The sequence below is a fragment of the Chitinophaga niastensis genome, assembly GCF_003014755.1.
Taxonomy (GTDB): Bacteria; Bacteroidota; Bacteroidia; order Chitinophagales; family Chitinophagaceae; genus Chitinophaga; species Chitinophaga niastensis.
Genome location: NZ_PYAW01000001.1, coordinates 1,999,756 through 2,022,794 on the forward strand (window position 1 = coordinate 1,999,756; position 23,039 = coordinate 2,022,794).

Sequence of the window (23,039 nt, forward strand, 5' to 3'; positions counted from 1 at the left end):
GCCGGAAGCATTTTAACTACTTACCTGCCTTAATCGGGCCCCCGACACATCTCCAACTTAAATTAATTTCTAATAAGCCCACCAGTGCGCCAACATGGCTCCAGCTTTATTTATGGGGCTGAGTCTCTCTGCGAAACTACCCAGGCGTCATCCCGGTAGTTAAATAACAAAATACATATGGCAGTTTTTGCATAGTAATTGTCAAATATGACATATGAAAGATAAGGAATGTGACCGAATATTGTTTTCAGCATAATCATCTAAATTTTAAAAAATGAAAGCAATCGTATTTGATAAGATAGGCCTGCCTGCAGAGGTACTACAACTTCGTGATATACCTGTGCCTGATATAAAGGACAATGAAGTGCTTGTAAGAACAGTATCAGCATCTATTAATCCCGGAGATTTTTTATTCATTCAAAATCTTTATCCCGCACCTAAAAGACCGGTTTTTCCACAGCAGATTGCAGGGAATCACGGCGCTGGTATAATTGAAAAGACAGGAAAAAATGTTTCATTGCCAGTAGGCACGTATGTAGCATTCAGTTATTATAATACCTGGGCAGAATATGTAGCTGTACCCGCAGAATGGCTGATGGTATTACCTGCAGGCTATCCAATTGAAAGAGCTGGTCAGTTTATGAATGCAATCAGTGCATGGGATTTACTCCACGATTCCGGGGTGCAGTCTGGCCAATGGCTTGCCCTGACTGCGGGTAATTCATCCATTTCAATGATGGTTTCCCAGTTTGCGAAAAATAAAGGTGTACATGTTATTTCCATTGTCCGCAAAATGAATAAGACAATTGACCTGAAAACTGCCGGAGCATCAGCTGTCATCAATCTTTCTGATCTACAGGTAAATATCAGGGAGCAAATCATGGAGATTACCGGAAATAAAGGACTAAATGGAATTATAGACAACGTTGGCGGGCCAATTACCGGAGAACTGATAAGGAGTACAGCCTTTGGCGCTAAAGTGATTATTAACGGAGGCATGAGCCCTGAAAAGTTTGAATTGCATAATTTCGATGTGCTTCTTAATGGTATCGAAATCAAATCTCATGTATACCGTTACTTTTTCACACCGCCAAAAAAAGAGGACGTATCGATGCTTGAGGAAATTGCAGCAGTATCCGGACAAGCGGGCTTTCAAGCTCCTATAGGCGGAACACATGCGTTGGAAGATTTCATTACTGCTATCAATGAAAGCATACATCATCCCGGAAGTGGGAAGCATGTTTTCAACATATCTGATCTGCATAGCTAAACAAAAATTTAAAAGCTAAAAATGCTCATAGCTCGGGTGAGCATTTTTAGTTTTATGCGGGCTACAAGTGGCCATGTTCGAATTCTTAATACCCGATTTTAATGATCTCTCCGTTAAGCGGGTCTTCCACACTTTTCAGGTAGGCTGCTACTAATTCTGTAACAGCAATATCCGTAACTTTTGCAGGGCTCACTGCATTTACACGGATGTCTCTTTCCATTTCCATCGCGGCAGCCTTTACAAAACTATTAATGCCTCCATTAACAAAGGCCTTTCCTGCAGTGTGTTTGGCAGGTTTGTCGCCCATCTTGCCTGAGGTAAGTGTAAAAGAACCTTCATCATTCAAATAATGTTGCCCAATACGTACAAGATTAATCTGTCCCAATAATTTATTGGTGATCCCCGCATTTAATTGCGCTTGTGTAAGCGACAGGAGCTCCCCCGCATAACTTTCTCCGGCTACGCAAATGCAGGCATCAATGTTCTCTGATTGCCTGAACATGTTTTCAATAGACGCGGCTGAAGAAATATCTACCCGGACATCCCCGCTTTTTCTTCCTGCACTGATAACTTCATGCTTTTCTGAAAGGTGGGCTACGAGTAATTTTCCAATGGTGCCGCCAGCCCCTATTATCAATATTTTCATTTGATGATAATTTGTGATAATGCAAAATTATACAGATTATTATCCTATTTTCCTGTACATTATTTCGCTAATTCTGTATATTTTGTAATATATGGCAAACGAGAATTTACATCAGCCTTTTGAAATTGATTATAAGGAATTGGACAAGTTTCCAAGGACTATCCGGCGCAATAATTTTTTTGAGTTAATTTATATTGCGGGAGGAACCGGCGTACAGTATATAAACAAGAACAAATTTAATTATCGAAAGGGGAACCTGTTTTTAATAACGCCGCAGGATATTCATTCATTTGAAATAACCACAGTTACTCAATTCTTTTTTCTTCGTTTTAATGAATATTACATAAAGACAAAGTCGAATAAACATAAAGAATGGGTGGAGCGTGTAGAATATATTCTTCAGAATGCCAGTCACCGCCCCGGATGTATATTAAAAAATAAGACAGATAAGCCGCTCATAGCATCTCTTATCGAAAGTATAATCGCAGAACATGCTAATCAACAGCTATATCATAATAAAATAATTGAGCAAATTGTAAATGCAATTATCATTATTGTAGCAAGAAATATTGCCTTAAAACTCCCTAAAAATATAAAAGAAAATACCGGTGAAACAGTGCTTGATATTTTGCATTATATCCAGCAAAATATATTTGAACCAAAAATGTTGAAAGCAGAACAGCTTAGTAAACATTTTCGGATTTCACTGAGTTACCTGGGACGTTATTTTAAGAAACAAACGGGAGAAACCCTGCAGCAATATATTTCAACTTATAAACTGCGATTGATAGAAACAAGATTGTTGCACAGCGACATGCGGATAAATGAAATTGCATTTGAACTTAATTTTACAGATGAAAGTCATTTGAACAGGCTTTTCAAAAAGTATAAGGGGATGAGCCCAACAGCATTCCGCAATCAAGCCAGGTAAATAGTTTTAAATCCCCTCTTTCCAGCTGGCGGTAACGCAAACAGGCCGCAGCTTTCCCGTCTTTATTCTTCCTGATCTTAAGAAGCAAAAATAAAATTGTCTTTTAAATGCTACTTAAACTTATATTTTTGTGCTCCAATTAACGTAGCTGGCTGCTGATACATGCCAGATTATATAAATAAGATGTCTGTGAGTAAAAAATATTATATAATTGATTTCGATAGCACCTTTACGCAGGTGGAAGCATTAGATGAACTGGCGCGCATTTCACTGCGGGAGCATCCGGAAAGGGAGCAGATCTATAAGAAAATAGAAGATTTGACCAATCAGGCCATGGATGGCAAACTTTCTTTCAGAGAAAGCCTGGCAGGGAGGATACAGTTACTGGAAGCCAATAAGGATCACCTGAAGCAGCTGGTAAAGCATTTAAAAAAGCAGGTGTCTACATCTTTTTCAAGGAATAAAAATTTCTTCAGTCGTCATGCAGATGATGTGTTGATCGTATCAGGTGGATTTAAAGAATTTATTACGCCGGTAGTACTTCCTTTTCATATCAAAAAGGAAAATATTTATGCCAATACATTTGTGTTTAATGAGGAAGGGAAAATAGTGGGTTATGATGAAGCTAATCCGCTTTCTTTCGAAGGAGGTAAGGTGAAACTGTTACGGGAACTGCAGTTGCAGGGAGAAATACATGGTATCGGTGATGGATATTCAGATTTCCAGTTGAAGGAATTTGGTATGATCAAAAAGTTTTATGCTTTTACAGAGAATATAGAACGCAAATCTGTTACTGAGAAAGCGGATCATATCACGCCCAGTCTGGATGAATTTCTGTACGTAAATAACCTGCCCTCAGCTATCTCTTACCCGAAAAACCGTATCCTTTGTGTGGTTATCGGCGACGTGCCGGATATAGCCGTTAAATACCTGAAAAAAGATGGTTTCTCCGTAAAACAGGTCGCCTCATTGGAGGAGAAGCATATAGCAGCAGCAGGGATCATTTTAATGGGTAATAAAGCATCCATTAGTCCGGAAGAACTCAGTCGTGCCGCAAAATTGAAAGTCATCGGTTACCTGGGTAACAGTAAAAAATATATTTCTCATGATACCTGTACTGCAATGGGAGTAGTGATTTTTGATAATATCAGGAAGCCTGAATCTGTTGCCAAAAGGATCGCTAAGTTTATTAATAATGGCGATTCGTTCAAGAGCAGTAATTTCCCCAACATACAGTTACCTGAAGTGAAAAATGGACACCGTTTTATCCACATTCACCGGAACGTACCGGGTGTTATGGCTAAAGTAAACCAGGTGTTTGCCGGGCACGGTATCAACATTGTATCACAATTCCTGATGACGAATGAATGTATAGGCTATGTGATCACAGACATCAGTGCTGAATATGATAAACAGGTATTGAAGGATTTGAAGAATACTAATAATACGATTAGTTTTCGGGTACTATACTGATGATGTTGTGAATAAGTTATCATTAAAAACCGCATAGTCATATGATTGATGCGCGTTTTTTAATGACTCCAGTGCTGTAATACTGCGTCGTAGAAGAGCGGGAAGATAGCCGTGGTAAAACGTCCGCTTTGCATGGGGGCTTTGTCGTCTTCATGACTTTGATTAATAGCCATCACCATTTTAAGGGCAGGGACAACGATGAGGAACTGCCCTCCCCAACCCATACCATAGATCATATCCTGTCCTCTGTATGTTGTATGATACCAGCACAGGCCATACCGGGAAGGATGGAACCCCCACTCCGTATCATACTGGATATCGGGATGGAGGATCTGCGCGATCCACTGGGGAGAAACGATTTGTTGCTGACCATAGCGGCCTTCATGTAGCAGTAAGGACCCAAATTTGATCAAATCTACTGTGCGAAGCCGAATGTTCTCTAAGCCGCTCAGATCATAATAGCCATCTTTCATTTTTTTCCACTGCATCGTTTGAATGCCCAGCAGGTTGAAAAGATTTTTTTGGGCGAAAGCGAATACGTCCATCCCGCAACTTTTGCTGAGTATTACCGATAGCAGGTGCGTGGCTGCATTATTATAATGAAATTCTTTGCCGGGAGTTGTCAGCAAAGGAGCTTTCAATGTATAGCCGGCAGGATCGGGCAAAGCCAGAAAGTCGGCAATACCATTCAATTTTTCCAGGTTTTCATGATAAAGTCCTGAAGCCTGATTCATCACCTGCCGGAGCGTGATATCCTGTTTTCTTTTATCTGTATCATTTTTTAATTCAGGGAACCAATGCACCAGCTTTTCATCAGGCGATGAAATCAACCCTTTGTCGATAGCAATGCCGATCAGGAAACATCCTATACTTTTGGTCAAAGACTGATCATCAAAGATATCATCATCTTTTGTTCCGTTGAAATGCTGATTATAACGTATTGTATCACCTACGGACAGGACTATACTGTATAAGGAAGGTATTTTCCGGAGTGGGGTGAAAGTGTCCTGCCCTGTTTGTGCGCAGACTTCCAAAACGATGATCCATGAGAAGATCAGGAGTAGCACTTTTTTCATTATAGCCGGGGATTAATGAATGTTGTTTTGGGTAATTGGTTCTTCGTAATTAAATATACAATAATTGTAAATAATCCCGGGTAGATCTTATGAGAAAAGGGGAGAGGATGGTTAGGTGATCTATTTGGCACAGCAGTGCCGGAAGGCTTGACAGGAACTGTTTAAGGATGTATTCCATTGTTAAAGGCCATCGTATTTAACAATGGAATACTGAATTGGTTTGAGATAGTTTACTTTTTTATATAAAAACAGAAAAGACACATAGCCCCTGCAGCTAACAATTAAATTGCCGGAGATGATGGTCGGTATGTTTATAAGCATGGTATCCAATCTGTTCTTTTGTCATCTTTCCAAAAAAAGGATGTACGAAATCAGGGTTTGAAAAATGTTCATGTTCCTCAATCAGGGCAATCCATTTCTTTCTTTCGGATGAAAAATCACCAGTTTCTTTTATTCTGAGTTCAGGAATTGTAATGGCATTGTGCATCATAGGCTTTTCGTCTTTTGTAGAACTTTTCAGCGCCATTCTACCAAGCAGGCGACCCATGAATATCCGTTTATACTTTTTCTTGCCTAATATCATTTCTTCCCATAGTCTGCAATGTTTCACCATCTGGTAAAGATTCATCTTGCCCCATTGAGCGGTACTATTTTCATTGAGCATATTGATTCTATTAATCAATTCATCTCTTGTTGTTTTGTCAAATACTGTTTTCATATTCCCTGATAATTTTTTAAATATATTGGTATGGTGTGAGTTGGGGTAAGATATTCTTTAAACAAGCTGCGCGAGCGAAAACCAATTGCCTGAATCGTCTTTAAATATTGCTTCCGTGCCATAGAATTCTTTCTTAGGCGCTTTAGTAAATTCAACACCTTTTGCTTTTAGTTCTTCATATGTTGCAAAGATGTCGTTGCAGGTAAAAAGGCCTACACCAAAAGTTCCTTTTTCTATCAGCTCTTTCAGCGCTTTAACTGCTTCCGGAGAGAACAGGCCCCTGTTTACCGGCGATAATATTATTTCAAAACCAGGTTGTTCTGGTGGGCAAACAGTGATCCAGCGATCATCATTACCCATTGGTACATCTTTTATAACTTTAAACCCCAGTTTGTTAGTGTAGAAGTCGTAAGCACTGTCCTGGTTGAGAACATAGATGCTAACATGTGTCATTTTAGATATCATGCCTTCAGGGTTTTAAATGATTACGTAAAGAACAGGTATTAATTAAAACTTCATTTCTCCAAAATTGCTATTTTTTCTAATCTAACTGTTTTTTAAGCAAAACAATCTGGAATAGAGGTTAAAGGTGATTTGACCCGGCCTGAAAGGCAGCCAGCATAATTTCTGGCCGGCAATTTCAATCAAAGGGGTAAATTTGATTTTTACAAGCCAGGATAATGGATATTACCACGCTCAATGACTTTTATAAGCAGGCATCAGGTATAAGCGTCGAACCAGGTTACTTATTACCACTATTTGCCGCAGGATGTGAACCAGTCCGGGTACTTCTGCATTTTTACGGAAGAGTTTCTGATCCAGGCAAAGAGCGGTGTAGTATTAGATGATTTGCCATCAATTTTAAAACAAAGCAAAAATGAAAATAACAGGCAACAAAATTTTGATTACCGGTGGTGCAAGCGGTATTGGCTTAGGACTCACCGAAAGATTTATCCGGGAAAATAATACCGTGATTATTTGTGGAAGGCGCGAATCAGCTTTACAGGAGGTCGTTGATAAGTTTCCTGCTGTGATTACCAGGGTATGCGATTTATCTGTTGAAGCAGAACGCATAGAACTATTTAACTGGGTGTCAGATAATCACAGCGATCTAAATGTTTTGGTAAACAATGCGGGCATTCAGCAATGGATGACAATCGCTGATACTGATTTTTTTCAACGTGCAAAAGTGGAAATCACCACTAATATTGAAGCCCCCATTCACTTAACCTCCCTCTTCATTAATTTAAAATCGTTAAATACTATTATTAATGTAACCTCAGGCTTATCTTTTGTGCCGTTTACTAAAGTACCGGTTTATTCAGCAACGAAAGCATTTTTTCATTCGTTTACGCTCTCTGCACAACACTTACTGAAATCAAAAAATATTGAAGTGATTGAAATGGTCCCACCTGCATTGAATACAGATCTCGGTGGAATAGGATTGCACGATGCTGCGCCTCCTGTAAGTGATTTTATAGCATCAGTATTTCAACAGTTGAAGGAAGGGAAATCTCAGCTAACGTTTGGATTTAGTGAAGCGATGGTTAAAGCAAGTCCGGAAGATTTAAAAAATGCTTTTAACCGGTTGAATGTGAATCAAGGTTAAATTGAACGAAAAAGAAACCGCGCTAGTCGCGGTTTCTTTATAAAAAATTGCGGACTACAGGGAGCAATGTTCGAATTTTTTTGCCGCTGATCCGGATAAAATCTACCATTTTACTAAACAGGTTTTGCAAGCGATCTTACCCCCTGACGAATAAGCATACTAAGGAATCATCTAATAATTTACGGTAACAGCATTACGATCCCCATATCTGTAACCAAACCTCACCTTTATATTGTTTATAAGCTGGTCTTGCAGCATCGCGAACTTACCCCGGTAATCGGCCGGGGATAAGGAGAATAGTATGTGCCTGATTGGGTTTAATGTCATTTTGGATACAATAAACACCAAATAGGCTACAGGTTCTTTATTGATTCGACCCACCTTTGTGTTATAATAATTCAGCCTGATAATTTCATCATCACAAACGAAGTCAATGTTATACTGTAGTTATATAGAAACGATGACTGGTCCAACAAAAATTTTCTGACAAAAAAGATAATAAAATGAAATTCAATTCCGATTTTACGATGACCATCAATGGGAAAAGCGTAACGACAACATCGAAGATTACAGTGATAAATCCTGCTAACGAAGAAATCGTTGGATACGCACCTGATTGCTCACGTGAGTTGCTGGATAGTGCAGTTGGGGCGGCACACAGCGCATTCCCTTCCTGGTCAGTAGTTCCATTTACAGCACGTCAAAATCTGCTCCATCAAATGGCGTCTGCTTTAGAGGCTAACGTTGGGCCTTTAAGTCGGCTGCTCACTGCTGAACAGGGTAAGACTTTAAGTGACGCTGCGATGGAAATTGGTGGTGCAGCCTATTGGCTTCGTGAAACTGCTAAGATGACGCTGCCGGAAACAGTCAACAACGACAGTTCAGCGCATCGCTCTGTCACTCGTCATGTTCCGCTTGGCGTAGTCGGTGCAATTGCACCGTGGAATTACCCCATTGGATTAGCTGCCTTCAAGCTCGCATCAGCTCTTTTGGCAGGCAACACCGTTGTCCTTAAGCCGTCTCCTTTTACTCCGTTGACGACGCTGAAATTAGGAGAGCTCATGCAAACCGTTTTACCTGAAGGCGTACTTAATGTAATATCAGGCTCCGATGAACTAGGACCATGGATGACGAGCCATCCCGGCTTTGCCAAAATCAGCTTCACCGGATCAACAGCGACCGGCCGCAAAGTAATGGCTGGTGCAGCAGCAACGCTGAAGCATCTTACGCTCGAGCTTGGAGGAAATGATGCTGCAATCGTCCTTCCGGATGTTGACATACAAACTGTTGCTAAGTGCATCTTCTGGGCTTCGTTTGGAAACTCCGGTCAAATTTGTCTTGCATCTAAACGGATTTATATTCATAAAGACATTTACGGGCCAATGAAGCAGGAGATTGTAAACTACGCGAAAACGATAAAGATGGGGAATGGCACAGATCCGGATGTTCAGCTTGGACCTATTCAGAATCGTCCGCAATATGAGCGTGTGCTGGATTTAATTCGTGATGCACAGGACAACGGCTATAAATTTCTTATGGGCGGCATGCCAACTGCGCAAAAGGGATATTTTATTCCTCTTACGATTATCGATAATCCACCTGAGCACTCCCGTATTGTTCAGGAAGAACAGTTTGGTCCGGTGCTGCCGTTAATTGAGTTCGATAATATTGAAGATGCCATCGCGCGTGCTAATGCCACTGATTATGGGCTTGGTGCTACAGTCTGGTCAGCAGATGCCGCTGCCGCATTGGCTGTTGGCCAGCGGTTACAGGCAGGAACGGTATGGATTAACGAGGCTTTGGGTCTATCGCCTTTCATTACCTTTGCCGGGCACAAACAGTCCGGACTCGGAACTGAGAGTGGACGCGAGGGCTTGCTTGCATACACTGTTCCGCAGACGATTGCAGTCAGACAAAATGCAGGGACCTGGCAGGGTGTACCGAAATCATAACTAATGGTATTGTCTTTGATTGGATAATTATCTTCCCGACAAATATTTTAATGAAATACTATTAATATATGAAACCTGGACCTCACATATTTAATTCAATCTCTGATTTACATCGGGAACTTGGATTACCCAAACCATTGCACCCACTGATAAGTTTGGTGGATTATAAGGATGTCAAAAATGACACCACTGAAATTGGGAAGGGCATGATCCTGAATTTTTATAAGGTTTCTTATAAAAGGAATTTTAAAGGCAAAATAAAATACGGACAAGGGTATTACGATTTTGATGAAGGTGGGCTATCGTTCATCTCGCCAAATCAGGTCATTACTGCCACCGCTGAAGAAGCTGATTTTGGCGGTTACACATTATTATTCCACCCGGATTTTATCAGGAACTATCCGCTTGGAAACAATATTAAGAACTTCGGGTATTTTTCTTATTCGGCTGATGAAGCGCTCTATCTTTCTGAAAAAGAAAAGGAAATTATTATCGGCATCTTTAAAAATATTGAACATGAGCTTTCATTATCAATAGATAATTTTAGTCAGGATATTATAATATCGCAAATTGAACAGTTACTCAATTACAGCAATCGTTTTTATAACCGCCAGTTTATTACGAGGAAAGCAATACACAGTGACTTGCTTGTGGAGCTGGAAAAGCTTTTGACTGATTATTTTGACAACAATGAGGCGTTAATGAAAGGTCTTCCTTCAGTTCAATTCATTTCAGACAAACTGAATGTTTCCACCCGGTATTTAAGTGATATGCTTCGGTCGCTTACCGGCCAGAATACCCAGCAGCATATTCATAATAAGCTCATAGAAAAAGCGAAAGACATTCTAAGTACCACAAATCTTACCATCGCTGAAATTGCTTACCAGCTTGGTTTTGAGCACCCTCAATCATTTAATAGAATATTTAAGCGTAAAACCAATATTTCGCCCATTGAATTCAGGAAGTCATTTAACTGATATCAGGAGATTTATGTTCATCTGTATCAGGCTTCTTTATTTAAAACCGCTTATGCCCTAGTTCATAGGTAAATAGGTAATGTATTTTCAAATATAATATTAACTTATTTTTAATACTTTTTTGCCTTTTAAGAATAATGTCAGGTTATTTTTTATTTTAATGATTAAAATAAAAAAAGTTGTATTTTCCTATAGCTTTTTTAGCATATCACCATGAATCCCAAATTGTGAACAATGAACTGCCACAGTCACCTGTCAATTTACTTTATTTTTTTTTAACGCTACATGGCGTGAAAACAACCAAATTTTATCCCTATGAAAAAGATGTATTCATTCGCATATCTTGTTATGCTCTTATTGTTACCTGCCATTATACAAGCACAAAATGAACTGAGTGGAATAATAAAAGACGCTAAGAGTGGAATGGCTTTACCAGGTGTTTTTATTTATATCCCCGATTTGGAAACGGGCGCTGTTTCCGATGTAAAGGGGTCTTATGCTATCAAAAATATTCCTTCCGGATTTTTTTTGATAGAAACAAGCATCATTGGTTATGCCCGCCAGATTGATAATATATCTATCAAAGGGAAAACGCAAAAAAATTATTCGCTCACCATTTCCCAGGCTGAGCTACAGGAAATTATTTTAACAGGTGTATCATCTGCTACAGAATGGCGAAAAAACCCTGTCCCCAGCACCATCCTTACACAAAAAAACCTGTTACAAAATGTGTCCGGTAATATTATAGATGCGTTACAAACTGCACCAGGCGTATCACAAATAACAGAAGGTCCTGCTATCTCTAAACCCGTGATACGCGGTTTAGGTTATAACCGTGTGGTGGTTGTTAATGATGGGGTACGGCAGGAAGGCCAGCAATGGGGTGATGAATTTGGAATTGAAATAGATGAATATACGGTAAACCGCGTGGAGATTTTAAAAGGCCCGTCCAGCCTTAGCTATGGTTCAGATGCAATGGCCGGCGTAATAAATTTCCTGGCGCCTGCACCCCTTCCCGAAGGAAAAATTAAAGGAAGTATTTTAGCGAATTATCAAACCAACAATGGCTTGTATGCAGGCTCTTTTAATTTGGCTGGTAATCAAAATGGTTTTATCTGGGATTTTAGATATACAAAGAAACAAGCGCATGATTATGCAAACAAATATGATGGTTATGTCTGGAATTCAGGTTACGGAGAAAATGATTTTAAAGCTATTATAGGCCTTAACAAAAAATGGGGCTATTCTCACCTTCGGTTAAGCGTGTTTGATTTGAAATTAGGTATCATTGAAGGGGCAAGAGACAGCGCTACTGGTTCTTTTACCAAACATTTTCTGGACGCAAATGATGCAGATAGTTTAGGTATCGCACCTGTCGGCGATTATACCAAATACAATAATTATCCCATTATTCATCAGCATGTGCGGCATTATAAAGCTGTGCTGGATAATAATTTCATATTGGGTGAGGGGCGGTTGACAGTAAAATTAGGCTTACAACAAAACTACCGTCAGGAAGCAAATGATATTACCAGGGGCGATATATACAATAATTATTTCTTTTTGCGTACTATCAATTATGATGCACAGTATATTATGCGGGAAAAAAATAAATTATCATGGTCCTTTGGTGTAAATGGCATGGGACAGTCATCCGAAGATCGTGGTATTGTTTTTCTGGTGCCGGAATACAATTTATTTGATATTGGTGTTTTTTCTATAGCTAAAAAAACGATGGGCAGACTTACTATCAGTGGTGGCCTCCGGTTTGATTCACGTAACCTTCAAACAAAAGATTTATATATCGATTCCAATGCAGTAAGGTTAAATAGCCCGAATGCTAAGTCCATTAACAGGTTTACTGCTCATCAATCCAATTTCTCTGGTGTATCCGGGAGCCTCGGTGCTACTTATGATGTTACAGAAAATGTATATGGTAAGCTGAATTTTTCGAGGGGGTTCCGGGCGCCTACTATTGCTGAAAGTGGTTCTGATGGAATTCATGACGGTACACCATTTTATGAAATAGGGGATCCAAATTTAAAAGCAGAAAGCAGTTTTCAGGTAGATGCTTCCATTGGTATAAATACGGAAGACTTTTCAGCAGAGCTGAATACTTTTGTTAATAAAATAAATAATTACATTTTCCCGGTAAAACTCGCAAGTGTTTTTGGCGGTGATTCATTGCGGCAGGATTTCGCCTCAGGTCTGCCTGCCGGTTCTACATTCAAATATGTATCAGGTGATGCGGTGATTTCCGGTGGAGAATTAACCTGTAATATTCACCCGCAGGTTGTTACATGGCTGAGTTTTGAAAATAGTTTTTCGTTGATACATGCCATTCTGCAAAACCAGGGAGATTCTACCAAATATCTGCCATACACACCACCACAAAAGCTATTATCAACGCTTAGGTTCAGTTGCAAAAAAATAAATGGTGTTTTTCAAAATGCTTTTTTCAGGATAGGAATGGAAAATTATTTTAAGCAGGACAAAATTTATTACAAATTTGGCAATGAAACAGTAACACCCGGATACACTTTAATTAATGCGGGCATTGGCACAGATATTTATTCAAATAATAAAGCCATTTGTTCTATTTATATATCGGGCAATAACCTGGCTGATGTTGCTTACCAAAGCAATATGAGCCGCGTTAAATATGGTGATACGAATAATGTAACCGGCAGGATGGGCGTTTATAGCATGGGAAGGAATTTTAGTATTAAGTTGATTATTCCATTTAATATTAAGAACTAAGGAGAAGATCGTTTGCAGGAAATAAGGTATTCAATAAAGTTATATTTTTATAGAAGATCCATATACACATGAAATACGAAGAAATAACACCACAGGAGTATTTAAGGCAGTATGTAAAATGCTTTTTTATTATAGAGTCTGATGAGGTTATTGAATATGAATCAAAAGTATTGCCAGGTGGATACCCCGAATTGATATTTAATTTAAGCGATGTATACCTGCATTCTGAAAAAGAGGAGCGATTCAATCTAACCCCACCTATTGATTACCTGGGACAATTGACCAGGCCGCTGGCAATCAAGTCTAAAGGGAAACTTACCATGTTAGGAATAAGGTTTTATGCCCATGCGGCAGCGTATTTTTTAAAAGAGCGCATGGAAGAGTTCAATGATCAGATATCCGACCTGACAGGCTTACTGCATACATCCACTAAAACATTGTATGAACAATTGATGGAAACAAAAGAATTAAAAAAGAAAATTGCGCTCATCGAATATTTTTTGCTGAACCGGTTATCATGCCCCGAAAGAAGGTTTGACCAGATTAACTTGGTTGGTGATATTACCAGAAGTCTGGCAGCCAATAACTATAGTGACAATGTGGATTTTATTGCAAAAAAGTATGGAATCTCAAATCGGTATCTTCAAAAACTATTTTTGCAACACACCGGATTAACACCAAAAAGCTTTCTGAGAATAAATCGTTTTCACCACAGCCTTAGCTTTCTTGATAACAAAAAAGAATCATTAACATCCATTGCGTATAGCTGTGGATATTTTGACCAATCACATTTTATCAAGGAGTTTAAGTTACTTTCTGGAGAAACACCACTGGCATATTTAAACGCCAAAGCAATCGCAAAAACTTAATGGAGTTCCGAAATTTACTATTTTAACTTCTGCGACAGCACTATTTTTGTTTCAATTAACGCAATTCGTAACAGTTAAAGAAACAAAAAATGAGAACAAAAAAAAGCTTTATCGCAATCACCTTAACAGTAATTTCCCTTTTTCACCTTAGCCACAGCCACGCCCAATCAAAATCAAATTTAGAAGAAGCCAAAAAAGATATTGCTGCAAGTAACGCTGTTTTTCATCAGTCATTTTTTAAAAATGATTCTTCTATTTTTATTAACTGTTATACTGACGATGCATGTCTTATGGCGCCGAATAGTCCTATGGCGTGCGGGAGAGAGGGTATAGCAAATTTTTTCAGAGCAGGGTACAATGCCGGCGCGAGGAGCGGAAAGCTCGTGACTACCGAAATATATGGAGATGGAATTGAATTTGTGACGGAAGTAGGGTGGGGGCAGGTATTTGATAAGAACGGTACTTTAATTGATGAGGCAAAGTATTTGGTTTTATGGAAAAAAACAGCAAAAGGATGGAAGATGTATAGAGATTCGTTTAGCAGCAACTGGCGCCCTAAATAATTTAGTTCGACGCTTTTTATAAATATGTCAGTTTACCCTTTCGTATAGTTGTAGGCGTATATGTAACGCTTACAACTATACGAAAATGTATATTAAAATAATGGCAGCCGTTATTTAAGTTTCAACTGAGCAGCATCTGAAAATGCTGTTTTCATTTGTTGTAAACGGGTAATAATGGCGGTACCTGATTGCTGGTCCTGTAAAAAGGCATCCTTCAGATTGGGTGGTAAGGCATTATAATAATTCAGCTGCTGGTTACAGTCGCGTATCACTTCATCCGCGATAGCGTTGCCCCTGGCTATGTTGCCGCTCAGATAATAAGCATATGCATATTCCATGGAAGTAATATTATGCATGCTATTACCTTCGCCGGAAGTCATCCCATAAGGCAAAGTGGCTGTGGGCAACATTTTGTAGCCGTAATCGAGGACCTTAATCGCAGAGTCTTTTTTGCCTTCGTTTGCCAGTGCAATACCCAATGTAGAAAAGGTTTTACGGATGCCTAACAATATCCTCCTGCCGTTTTCGTCGAAATAAGTACCTGGATGTTCGGCACCGCCAAAACGGAATTTCGTCATCAGGTTATTATACATAACATCTGTATTCACGCTGCTGCCAAGGTCTTCATTTGCTTCTTTTTTAACAGGCACCAAACGATAGGTCAGGCCTTCTTGTCGTACATAATTATTTAACCCTAAAGCGAAAGGATGTGTAAAATAAACTGGTCGCTTCCAGTTGTTGGCAGCAATAATATTCAGTTCTGCCAGGTCATTTTTGAACAGCGCATTACCAGTTATCGTAAAGTTCACCTGTGATGCAAAGTGGCTGCTATCTTTCGGCGCCACCGTACCATTCTTTATCACAGCTTCCTTATTCACCGGCAGGAAGAACTGATGTGTGGGGAAGTAATTAACACTGCTTCCTCCTTGCGTCTGTTGTTTATTATTGTCGTCTCCCATGAAAGCCATTATTTCATTGAGATTGAAATAACGGTCTTGCGGAATATTACCGGGATTATAAAAAGGAATGTAGTTACGGTTATCGCCCAGGTATTTATCCGGTGTCCAGCTAAAAGGCAACGGATCGCTTTTATTTATTTTCCGCTGTAACTGATTAATAGCCCAATCGGTGCCCAGCAGGCTGGTAACGCTCACGCGTATATCAGGACGGATATTTTCCACTTCCTGTGCATACCAGAGCGGATAGGTATCGTTGTCGCCACCGGTGAAGAGGATGGCATTGGGCGCGCAGGAATTCAGGTAATCTGCAGCAGCATCCCTTGCCAGTGTTTTCATGGAACGGTCATGATCATCCCATTCCTGTGAAGCCATCAACACCGGCACTGCCAGCAGGCATACCAATCCGGCAGTGAGAGCAGCCATTTTACCAGGCAGTTTCCTTTTTATCCATTCATATACATATAATACGCCTAATCCTATCCAGATGGAAAATGTATAGAAAGATCCGACATAAGAATAATCCCTTTCCCGCGGTTGCGGGCCGTATTGATTAAGATATAATATGATGGCGATACCTGTAAAGAAATAAAGCAGGAACATTACTATCATGTTATGGCGGTCGCGTTTCCACTGATAAACCATACCCAGTATACCAAGCAGCAATGGTAGCATGAACAGGGTGTTGTGCGCTTTATTCTCTTTAAGCGTATCCGGTAACAGATGCTGATTACCCAGCCGCCAATTATCAATGAAAGGAATACCCGATATCCAGTTACCATCACGGGCATTGCCAAGGCCCTGCAAATCATTCTGCCGGCCTGCAAAATTCCACATAAAATAACGGAAGTACATCCAGTTAAACTGATATCCCACCAGCCATTTCATATGATCGCCGAAAGAGGGCTTCTCCTCTTTACCCAGGCCAAGCCATGACTGGTAATAATCTATATGCCCCAGGGAATTGTCATTGTCCCATGCGCGTGTAAACAGGTGAATATCGTCAGGATTATATTCATAATCGAATTTTTTTCCTACTACATCATACTTCCCTGTTTTTTCATCTTTATAATAAATATCTCCTTTTTCTTTGCTGCCAACAGGTTTGGCTGTAAAATCCGGGCCATGTAAAATGGGCCATGTACCATACTGGGAACGATCCAGGTAAGCCACCAGCTCAATCGGGTTGTTTACCTGCTGCATATTGATGGGAGGATTGGCATTGGCGCGTATCAGGATCATGAAATAAGAAGAATATCCTATCAGGATAAAAGTAAAGCACCATAATCCCAGCTGAAGAAAGTACCGTTTCCTTTTTTGTGCCTGGTATATCCCTATACCAATCAGTAATGCTAGTAACAAAATAGCGAAAACAGCACCGGAATTAAATGACAGATTCAAATCGTTTACGAACCAGCGGTCAAACCAGCCTATTATTTTTACAGTGTCCTGTATTACTAATATCTGTACAATACCGGTTAACGCACATGCCAGCAAAAAGGCCAGCAAAGCACCTTTGCGTGAATAGCGGTAGCGGCGGAAGTAATAGGTCATTACAATAGCCGGGATGCTGAGCAGACTTAACAAGTGTACCCCGATAGATAATCCTATCAGATAGGCAATCAGCAAGATCCAGCGATCGGAGTATGGTTCATCCGCCTGTTCTTCCCATTTAAGAATAGCCCAGAAAACCATTGCAATGAAGAGAGGAGAAACACCAAACACGATACCTTCCACTGCAGAAAACCAGAAGGAGTCAGAAAACGTGAATGCCAGTGCACCTACTGCACCTGCAGCGATAATGGCCAGTGATTTTTCCAGGGGTAGCACTTCCTCTTTCTTTTGCAACAGGCGACGGCCCAGATGTGTAATAGTCCAAAACAGGAACATGATGGTAAACCCGCTGCTGATGGAAGACAACAGATTCACCTGCTGTGCTGCATGGGCGTTAGGCCCCACTGCATCCCAGCTGCCTGCGAAGAATATAATGAACAATCTGCCTAACATAATAAATAACGGGGCACCCGGCGGATGTGAGATCTGAAGCTTATATGCACAGGGAATAAATTCTCCGCAGTCCCAAAAACTAACCGTGGCTTCCCGGGTGAGGATATACATTGTGCAGGCAATGGCGCAAATTATCCAGCCTGCTATGCTATTCATTTTCTTAAAGCTGCTCATTCAAGAGAAGTTTATTTTTATGAAAGGAAGTGATGATTATAAAATTAGAAGACATTCCTGAAATAAGGTGTTAAAATTTGCGGTCATCTACAACCACCATCATTGCATTGTTTCATGAAGGATCTGTGAGGCAATGTCCTCACCGGATTTATCTGCCAGGTTTGTAGGGATGAATGTAACATATTAGTTCATAATTGGAGACTATAGGTTTTATTTTTGATAATTCGCCTGGGAGAAGGCCACGGGCGATTAACTTCTACATGATAAAATTAAAGCCCCCCGTTGTTTACCGGCCCAAGTCCTTCATTTACCGATCTATTTACGTAGTTGACCTTATTGGCGATTGCTGAAATTTTAGATTCAATTTAGTTTTGGATCATTATTCAAAAGAGATAATAACTTATAAAAACAGTTATGAAAACAAAAACTATTTTAATTTCCGGAGCCAGTGTTGCAGGCCCTGCATTGGCATTCTGGCTAAACCGCTATGGCTTTCAAACTACAATTATTGAACGTGCACCGGGAATTCGTCCGGGAGGCTATGCTGTTGACTTTCGGGGTGCTGCGATGGAGGTGTTGGTGAAGATGGGACTTCTTGATGAGATACGAAAATACGAAACACGCACAGGTACAATTACCATTGTAGATAAGAACAATAAAAAGGTGGCCAGTATGCCTGAAGGCTTTACCAGCGGCGAGCTGGAAATTATGCGTGGCGACCTGGTGAATGTATTTTATGATGCCACAAAACAAGATGTTGAATATATATTTGATGATAGTATTATTTCATTGGTGCAAAATATGGATGGCGTTGAAGTAACTTTTGAACACCATCCGGCCCGACACTTCGATTTGGTGATTGGGGCAGACGGATTACATTCAAACGTAAGAAAAATAGCCTTTGGTGATGAAGCAAAATTCTGTCATGACTTTGGTTTGTATATTGCCATATTCACCACACCGAACTTCATGAATGTAGGCATGAATGGCTTGTTTTATAGCACACCAGGTAAACGGGTAGGTTTTTTTGGCGCGCGACAAAGTACGGAAGCAAGAGCATCTTTCTATTTTGCCTCGGAACCCTTGCAATATGACCGTCGGGATATAGCGCAACAGCAACAAATCCTTCGTTACAGATTCACGCATGAGCAATGGCAGGTGCCACAGTTATTAGAACTAATGGATAGCGCACCGGATTTTTATTTTGACGCTATTAGCCAGATTAAGATGGATCGCTGGTCAACAGGGCGTATTGCGCTGATTGGAGATGCGGCACATTGCGCCTCGCCTTTATCAGGAATGGGTACTAGCATGGCGGTGGTAGGAGCCTATATCCTCGCTGGTGAATTAAAGAAAGCAAATGGTGATTACGCAGTAGCCTTTTCCCGCTATGAAGATATGATGCGGCCATTTGTAAAAGAGGGCCAGAAGCTGGCTGATGGCGGCGCAGATTGGTTTGTTCCAACAACACGCCTCAAACATTGGTTTAGTCAACAAATGTGGAAGGTGCTTCCTTATTCCCCATGGAAGAATATGATGATTGAGCTTCCATCCAAAATTGCCCGCTCGGTTAAACCTGAAAATTATTAGAAATAGCAGCAAACAGGCAAGTACAAATAGTGATCTGCTCAGGGATTTTTCATTATAAAAAAGCTGGAAGGGTACAAGGAGAACTGTAATAAATTTACAACATTTGTTGCGTTATCAGGGAGATTTACAATAAGTTACTTATCTTTTGATATGCGTATTTTTCTTTTCTGTATACTGCTATTATCGTGTTTTGCCGGCCAGGCCCAAACCGCCGCTGCACCGGCTATTGTAATGCGGGTGGAGCATGCGCCTGCACCCGGAATTATCAATGGAAAGCACACCCTCTTTTATGAAATCTTTCTGACGAATTTTTCAGCGCTTCCTTTACAGCTCATGCAGCTGGAAATATTGACTGCAGAGGATACGGTAAGTATTAATTTTATTTCGGGAGATGAAATAGCCAGGCGTTTATATATGCCCGGCACAAAGCCAGGCGCTGTCGGCAATCCGGTGTTGCCTCCCGGCAGGGTGGCTGTGTTATATATTGAAGCAACTATCTCGGGCAATAAAATGCCAGGCGGAATTATACACCGGCTGATGTTTAAGGATGCAAACGACAGCACCAGCCCGGAATGCAGGGTATATGGTGCTGCTACCCGTTTGGAAAACAAGCCGGTGCTGGTATTGGGGGCACCACTTGTCGGAGGGCCATGGACCGCTATTTATGATCCTTCCTGGGAACGGGGACACCGGCGCATGATTTTTACAAGAGAAGGAGTGGCTCGTATTCCGGGGCGTTATGCTATTGATTTTGTAAAGCTGGATAACCATGCAAATTTCACAGCAGGTAACCCCGATCCGGTGAAAAACTGGTTTGGCTATGGCGCTGATGTATTGGCCGTTGCAGATGGGGTCATCAGCTCCGTGAATAACAGCTTCCCGGAGAGTGCAATGGTATCCGGACTGCCGGCTTATGCAGCAGAACAGGCGACCGGCAATTATATCTCCCTGAAAATTTCAGCAGACGCTTATGTATTTTACGAACATCTTCAACCAGGTAGTATCAGCGTGAAACCTGGTCAGCGGGTTAAAAAAGGAGATGTGATAGGGCGGCTTGGTTTTACGGGACAGTCTACTGGCCCGCATCTTCATTTACATGTAGCAAATGCCAACGCTCCGTTAAGGGCAGAAGGGTTACCGTTTGTATTTGAAAAGTTTAAAGTATCGGGGGCATATCCAAACCTGGAAAATTTCGGAAAGGAATCATGGCAGCCACTGGACGGCGGAGAAAAAGAAGTAAGGAAGGAACACCCGGCTTCCAACAGCGTGATTGTTTTTTAAGATTTTAAATACATCTTATCATTGCTATACAACTTAGTATAGCCGTCACCGTTACTACGGAAGTATATTGAGTAACTGATAGTTAACCTGAATAAGGCTACATAAAATAAATGGGGGTAATTAATCGGAATATATCCTTTGTTGGATAATAATACCTCCTGATGCTTTCGATTTTGAATATTAATAAAACAAAAAGGTGACCGAAGAAGAGAAATATTTAGTTGAGTTTAAAGAAAAGATCCTGAAATATTATCCAATTTCGGATAAAGCTTTTCATCTGTTTAAAAATATTATCAGCTTTCATAAGCTGGATAAAGGAACGATACTGTTAAATATTGGACAAGTTTCCAAACATATTAATTTCATCTGTAAGGGTGCTATGATAGCCTTTTTTACAGATAACGAAGGAAATACCTATAATAAAAATATCTTTTTAGAAAGGCAGTTTGCAGGATCTGCTGTTTCAGCACTTTTAAAAGCTCCATCTGAATTTACCTTGCAAGCTATTGAAGACACCACTATTATCAGGATGAATTATAGCTTATATAAAGAACTCATCTATAAGAATGATGAACTTAAAAGTTTTTATATCGCTTATCTCGAAAAGAACTGGATAATAGATAAAGAACAAAGAGAAATTTCTTTGGTAATGGAAAATGCAACTACAAGATATCAGAAACTTTTGGCAGAATATCCGAATATAGATAAAAGAATTCCGTTACAACACATCGCATCGCATTTAGCCATTACACCCACACAATTAAGCCGAATCCGAAAAAATTTAAAGAAAAAGGACCCTAATCAACATATGTAAAGAATAATGAAGATTCTTAGGGATAATTTTGCGCTATGAATCAACATTTTGTTTCCATAATAGCCTTTTTTGGAGGTGTTTGTTTGGCTGTACAAGCTTGTTTCAATGCGCAATTAGGCACATTGCTTAAGAAGCCAATTCTTGCCTCCATTTCACAGTCAATCAGCAGTTTTATATTTGCAGCTGTTTTCGTTTTGCTGTTTTCGAAAGAGCTCCCCAACCTTCAAACCGCAAAACAAATTCCCTGGTATCTCTGGTTTATAGGCGGCTTGTTTAGCGTAACCGGAATCACATTGTACTATTTTACAATTCCTAAATTAGGAATTTCTAGAATGATTTCTTTAGGATTATGCGGACAGCTTGTACTTTCTGCTATTGCAGGGCATTTCGGTTGGTTGAACTTACCTGTTGAACCCGTCACGTTGAAAAAAACAATCGGAATTGCAGCTATGGTAACAGGAATAATTTTAATCAGTTCAAAGTAAATAATTTCAAACAAAAGAACATACACAACTTCATCTGAAAGTGTTGATAAGACCCAAAGGGGTATTCAATATTATCTTATCTACAGAAACAAACAAGCAATAGGAGCAGCTATTATCCACGAAACGGAAGACTTGATCGGAATACACGGATTAGGCATTATTCCGGAATTTAGAGCGCAAGGTTTTGCGGAAGAAGATGGGATTTGCCGAAGATTTTCTAATGACCAACTATCAATTAAAATAAAGAAACAAAATGGATTTCATTAAAAATATGGAATGGCGATATGCCACTAAAAAGTTTGACACGACTCAAAAAGTTTCCCGAAAAGAGCTTGATCTTTTAAAAAGAAGTATTCAATTAACCCCGTCGCCATACGGGCTACAGCTTTACAAAGTGATCATTATTGCAAACCAGGAACTGAAAGAAGTGTTGAAGCCATTTTCCTGGCATCAGCATCAAATTACAGATTGTTCGCATCTTTTTGTATTCTGTAATTATTCAACGGTGAAAGATGAATACATTGATGAATATATCCGCACAAGATCCGGCATACTACATATGGACATAGCCCAGGCAGCAGCTAACGGAACATTTCTGAAAGCAAAAATCGCAGAAAAAACGCAGGAGCAAAAGACCAACTGGTTGAAAAACCAGACCTACCTTGCTCTTGGCAATTTATTGACAGCCTGTGCCGATTTAAAGATCGATGCATGTCCGATGGAGGGTTTTGAACCGGAACATTACAACAGCATATTAGGACTGGAAGAAAAGGGACTAAACGCCTGTGTGATTGCTACAACCGGCTATAGAAGCGCCGAAGATAAAGCGCAGCATCATCTGAAAGTAAGAAAACCAACCGAATTACTATTTGAAGAAATTTAGAAACA

The 23,039-nt window shown here is 40.1% G+C and carries 19 protein-coding genes; 14 read left to right on the forward strand and 5 right to left on the reverse strand.

Annotation, left to right across the window (positions count from 1 at the left end; translation table 11 throughout):
- The first annotated feature begins 274 nt into the window (after positions 1-274).
- The gene (locus tag CLV51_RS08270) at positions 275-1,270 is read left to right on the forward strand and encodes a quinone oxidoreductase family protein (protein WP_106527487.1); all 996 of its coding nucleotides are present in this window, start codon (positions 275-277) and stop codon (positions 1,268-1,270) included.
- A gap of 85 nt (positions 1,271-1,355) precedes the next feature.
- On the opposite strand, the gene CLV51_RS08275 is transcribed toward CLV51_RS08270, so the two are convergent.
- Positions 1,356-1,916, reverse strand: a complete 561-nt coding sequence (locus tag CLV51_RS08275; protein ID WP_106527488.1) for a short chain dehydrogenase — start codon at positions 1,914-1,916, stop codon at positions 1,356-1,358.
- A gap of 91 nt (positions 1,917-2,007) precedes the next feature.
- Here CLV51_RS08275 and CLV51_RS08280 point away from each other — a divergent pair, with 91 nt between their 5' ends.
- Together CLV51_RS08280 and CLV51_RS08285 are read left to right on the forward strand one after the other, a co-directional pair.
- On the forward strand, positions 2,008-2,847 hold the full coding sequence (locus tag CLV51_RS08280; protein ID WP_106527489.1) for an AraC family transcriptional regulator: 840 nt from the start codon (positions 2,008-2,010) through the stop codon (positions 2,845-2,847).
- Between the two features lie 189 nt (positions 2,848-3,036).
- Positions 3,037-4,320: an HAD-IB family phosphatase gene (locus CLV51_RS08285; protein WP_245898653.1), complete on the forward strand. Its 1,284-nt coding sequence runs from the start codon at positions 3,037-3,039 to the stop codon at positions 4,318-4,320.
- 59 nt (positions 4,321-4,379) lie between these two features.
- Here CLV51_RS08285 and CLV51_RS08290 read toward each other — a convergent pair whose 3' ends face one another.
- The 3 genes from CLV51_RS08290 to CLV51_RS08300 form a co-directional block, all read right to left on the reverse strand.
- Positions 4,380-5,396, reverse strand: coding sequence for a serine hydrolase domain-containing protein (locus tag CLV51_RS08290; protein WP_106527491.1), 1,017 nt, complete (start codon positions 5,394-5,396; stop codon positions 4,380-4,382).
- Positions 5,397-5,670: 274 nt separating this feature from the next.
- A complete protein-coding gene (locus tag CLV51_RS08295) occupies positions 5,671-6,114 on the reverse strand; it encodes a DUF1569 domain-containing protein (RefSeq protein WP_106527492.1) in 444 nt (147 codons plus the stop codon).
- 57 nt (positions 6,115-6,171) lie between these two features.
- Positions 6,172-6,579 carry a VOC family protein gene (locus tag CLV51_RS08300; RefSeq protein WP_106527493.1) on the reverse strand — a complete coding sequence of 136 codons (408 nt, stop codon included), beginning with the start codon at positions 6,577-6,579 and terminating at the stop codon, positions 6,172-6,174.
- A 412-nt stretch (positions 6,580-6,991) separates the two neighbouring features.
- Here CLV51_RS08300 and CLV51_RS08310 point away from each other — a divergent pair, with 412 nt between their 5' ends.
- The 6 genes from CLV51_RS08310 (at position 6,992) to CLV51_RS08335 (ending at position 14,844) form a co-directional block, all read left to right on the forward strand.
- Complete coding sequence (locus CLV51_RS08310; RefSeq protein ID WP_106527494.1) at positions 6,992-7,723, forward strand: SDR family oxidoreductase; 732 nt, start codon at positions 6,992-6,994, stop codon at positions 7,721-7,723.
- 503 nt (positions 7,724-8,226) lie between these two features.
- Positions 8,227-9,675 carry an aldehyde dehydrogenase family protein gene (locus CLV51_RS08315; protein WP_106527495.1) on the forward strand — a complete coding sequence of 483 codons (1,449 nt, stop codon included), beginning with the start codon at positions 8,227-8,229 and terminating at the stop codon, positions 9,673-9,675.
- A 68-nt stretch (positions 9,676-9,743) separates the two neighbouring features.
- Positions 9,744-10,652, forward strand: coding sequence for a helix-turn-helix domain-containing protein (locus CLV51_RS08320; RefSeq protein WP_106527496.1), 909 nt, complete (start codon positions 9,744-9,746; stop codon positions 10,650-10,652).
- 315 nt (positions 10,653-10,967) lie between these two features.
- Entirely contained in the window at positions 10,968-13,412 is a 2,445-nt protein-coding gene (locus tag CLV51_RS08325) for a TonB-dependent receptor (RefSeq protein ID WP_106527497.1), read from the forward strand.
- Positions 13,413-13,480: 68 nt separating this feature from the next.
- Complete coding sequence (locus CLV51_RS08330; RefSeq protein ID WP_106527498.1) at positions 13,481-14,281, forward strand: helix-turn-helix transcriptional regulator; 801 nt, start codon at positions 13,481-13,483, stop codon at positions 14,279-14,281.
- An 89-nt stretch (positions 14,282-14,370) separates the two neighbouring features.
- Complete coding sequence (locus tag CLV51_RS08335) at positions 14,371-14,844, forward strand: YybH family protein (RefSeq protein WP_106527499.1); 474 nt, start codon at positions 14,371-14,373, stop codon at positions 14,842-14,844.
- A 110-nt stretch (positions 14,845-14,954) separates the two neighbouring features.
- On the opposite strand, the gene CLV51_RS08340 is transcribed toward CLV51_RS08335, so the two are convergent.
- Positions 14,955-17,981 (reverse strand): glycosyltransferase family 117 protein, encoded by a 3,027-nt coding sequence (locus CLV51_RS08340; RefSeq protein WP_106527500.1) that lies wholly within the window; start codon positions 17,979-17,981, stop codon positions 14,955-14,957.
- 414 nt (positions 17,982-18,395) lie between these two features.
- Between CLV51_RS08340 and CLV51_RS08345 the strand changes: the two genes are divergently transcribed.
- The 5 genes from CLV51_RS08345 (at position 18,396) to CLV51_RS08365 (ending at position 23,034) form a co-directional block, all read left to right on the forward strand.
- Complete coding sequence (locus CLV51_RS08345; RefSeq protein WP_106527501.1) at positions 18,396-19,571, forward strand: FAD-dependent monooxygenase; 1,176 nt, start codon at positions 18,396-18,398, stop codon at positions 19,569-19,571.
- A 150-nt stretch (positions 19,572-19,721) separates the two neighbouring features.
- Positions 19,722-20,852 (forward strand): M23 family metallopeptidase, encoded by a 1,131-nt coding sequence (locus tag CLV51_RS29760; RefSeq protein ID WP_106527502.1) that lies wholly within the window; start codon positions 19,722-19,724, stop codon positions 20,850-20,852.
- 196 nt (positions 20,853-21,048) lie between these two features.
- Positions 21,049-21,666 carry a Crp/Fnr family transcriptional regulator gene (locus CLV51_RS08355; protein ID WP_106527503.1) on the forward strand — a complete coding sequence of 206 codons (618 nt, stop codon included), beginning with the start codon at positions 21,049-21,051 and terminating at the stop codon, positions 21,664-21,666.
- Positions 21,667-21,701: 35 nt separating this feature from the next.
- Complete coding sequence (locus CLV51_RS08360) at positions 21,702-22,151, forward strand: DMT family transporter (protein ID WP_106527504.1); 450 nt, start codon at positions 21,702-21,704, stop codon at positions 22,149-22,151.
- Between the two features lie 253 nt (positions 22,152-22,404).
- Positions 22,405-23,034, forward strand: a complete 630-nt coding sequence (locus CLV51_RS08365; protein ID WP_106527505.1) for an NAD(P)H-dependent oxidoreductase — start codon at positions 22,405-22,407, stop codon at positions 23,032-23,034.
- Positions 23,035-23,039 lie beyond the last annotated feature (5 nt).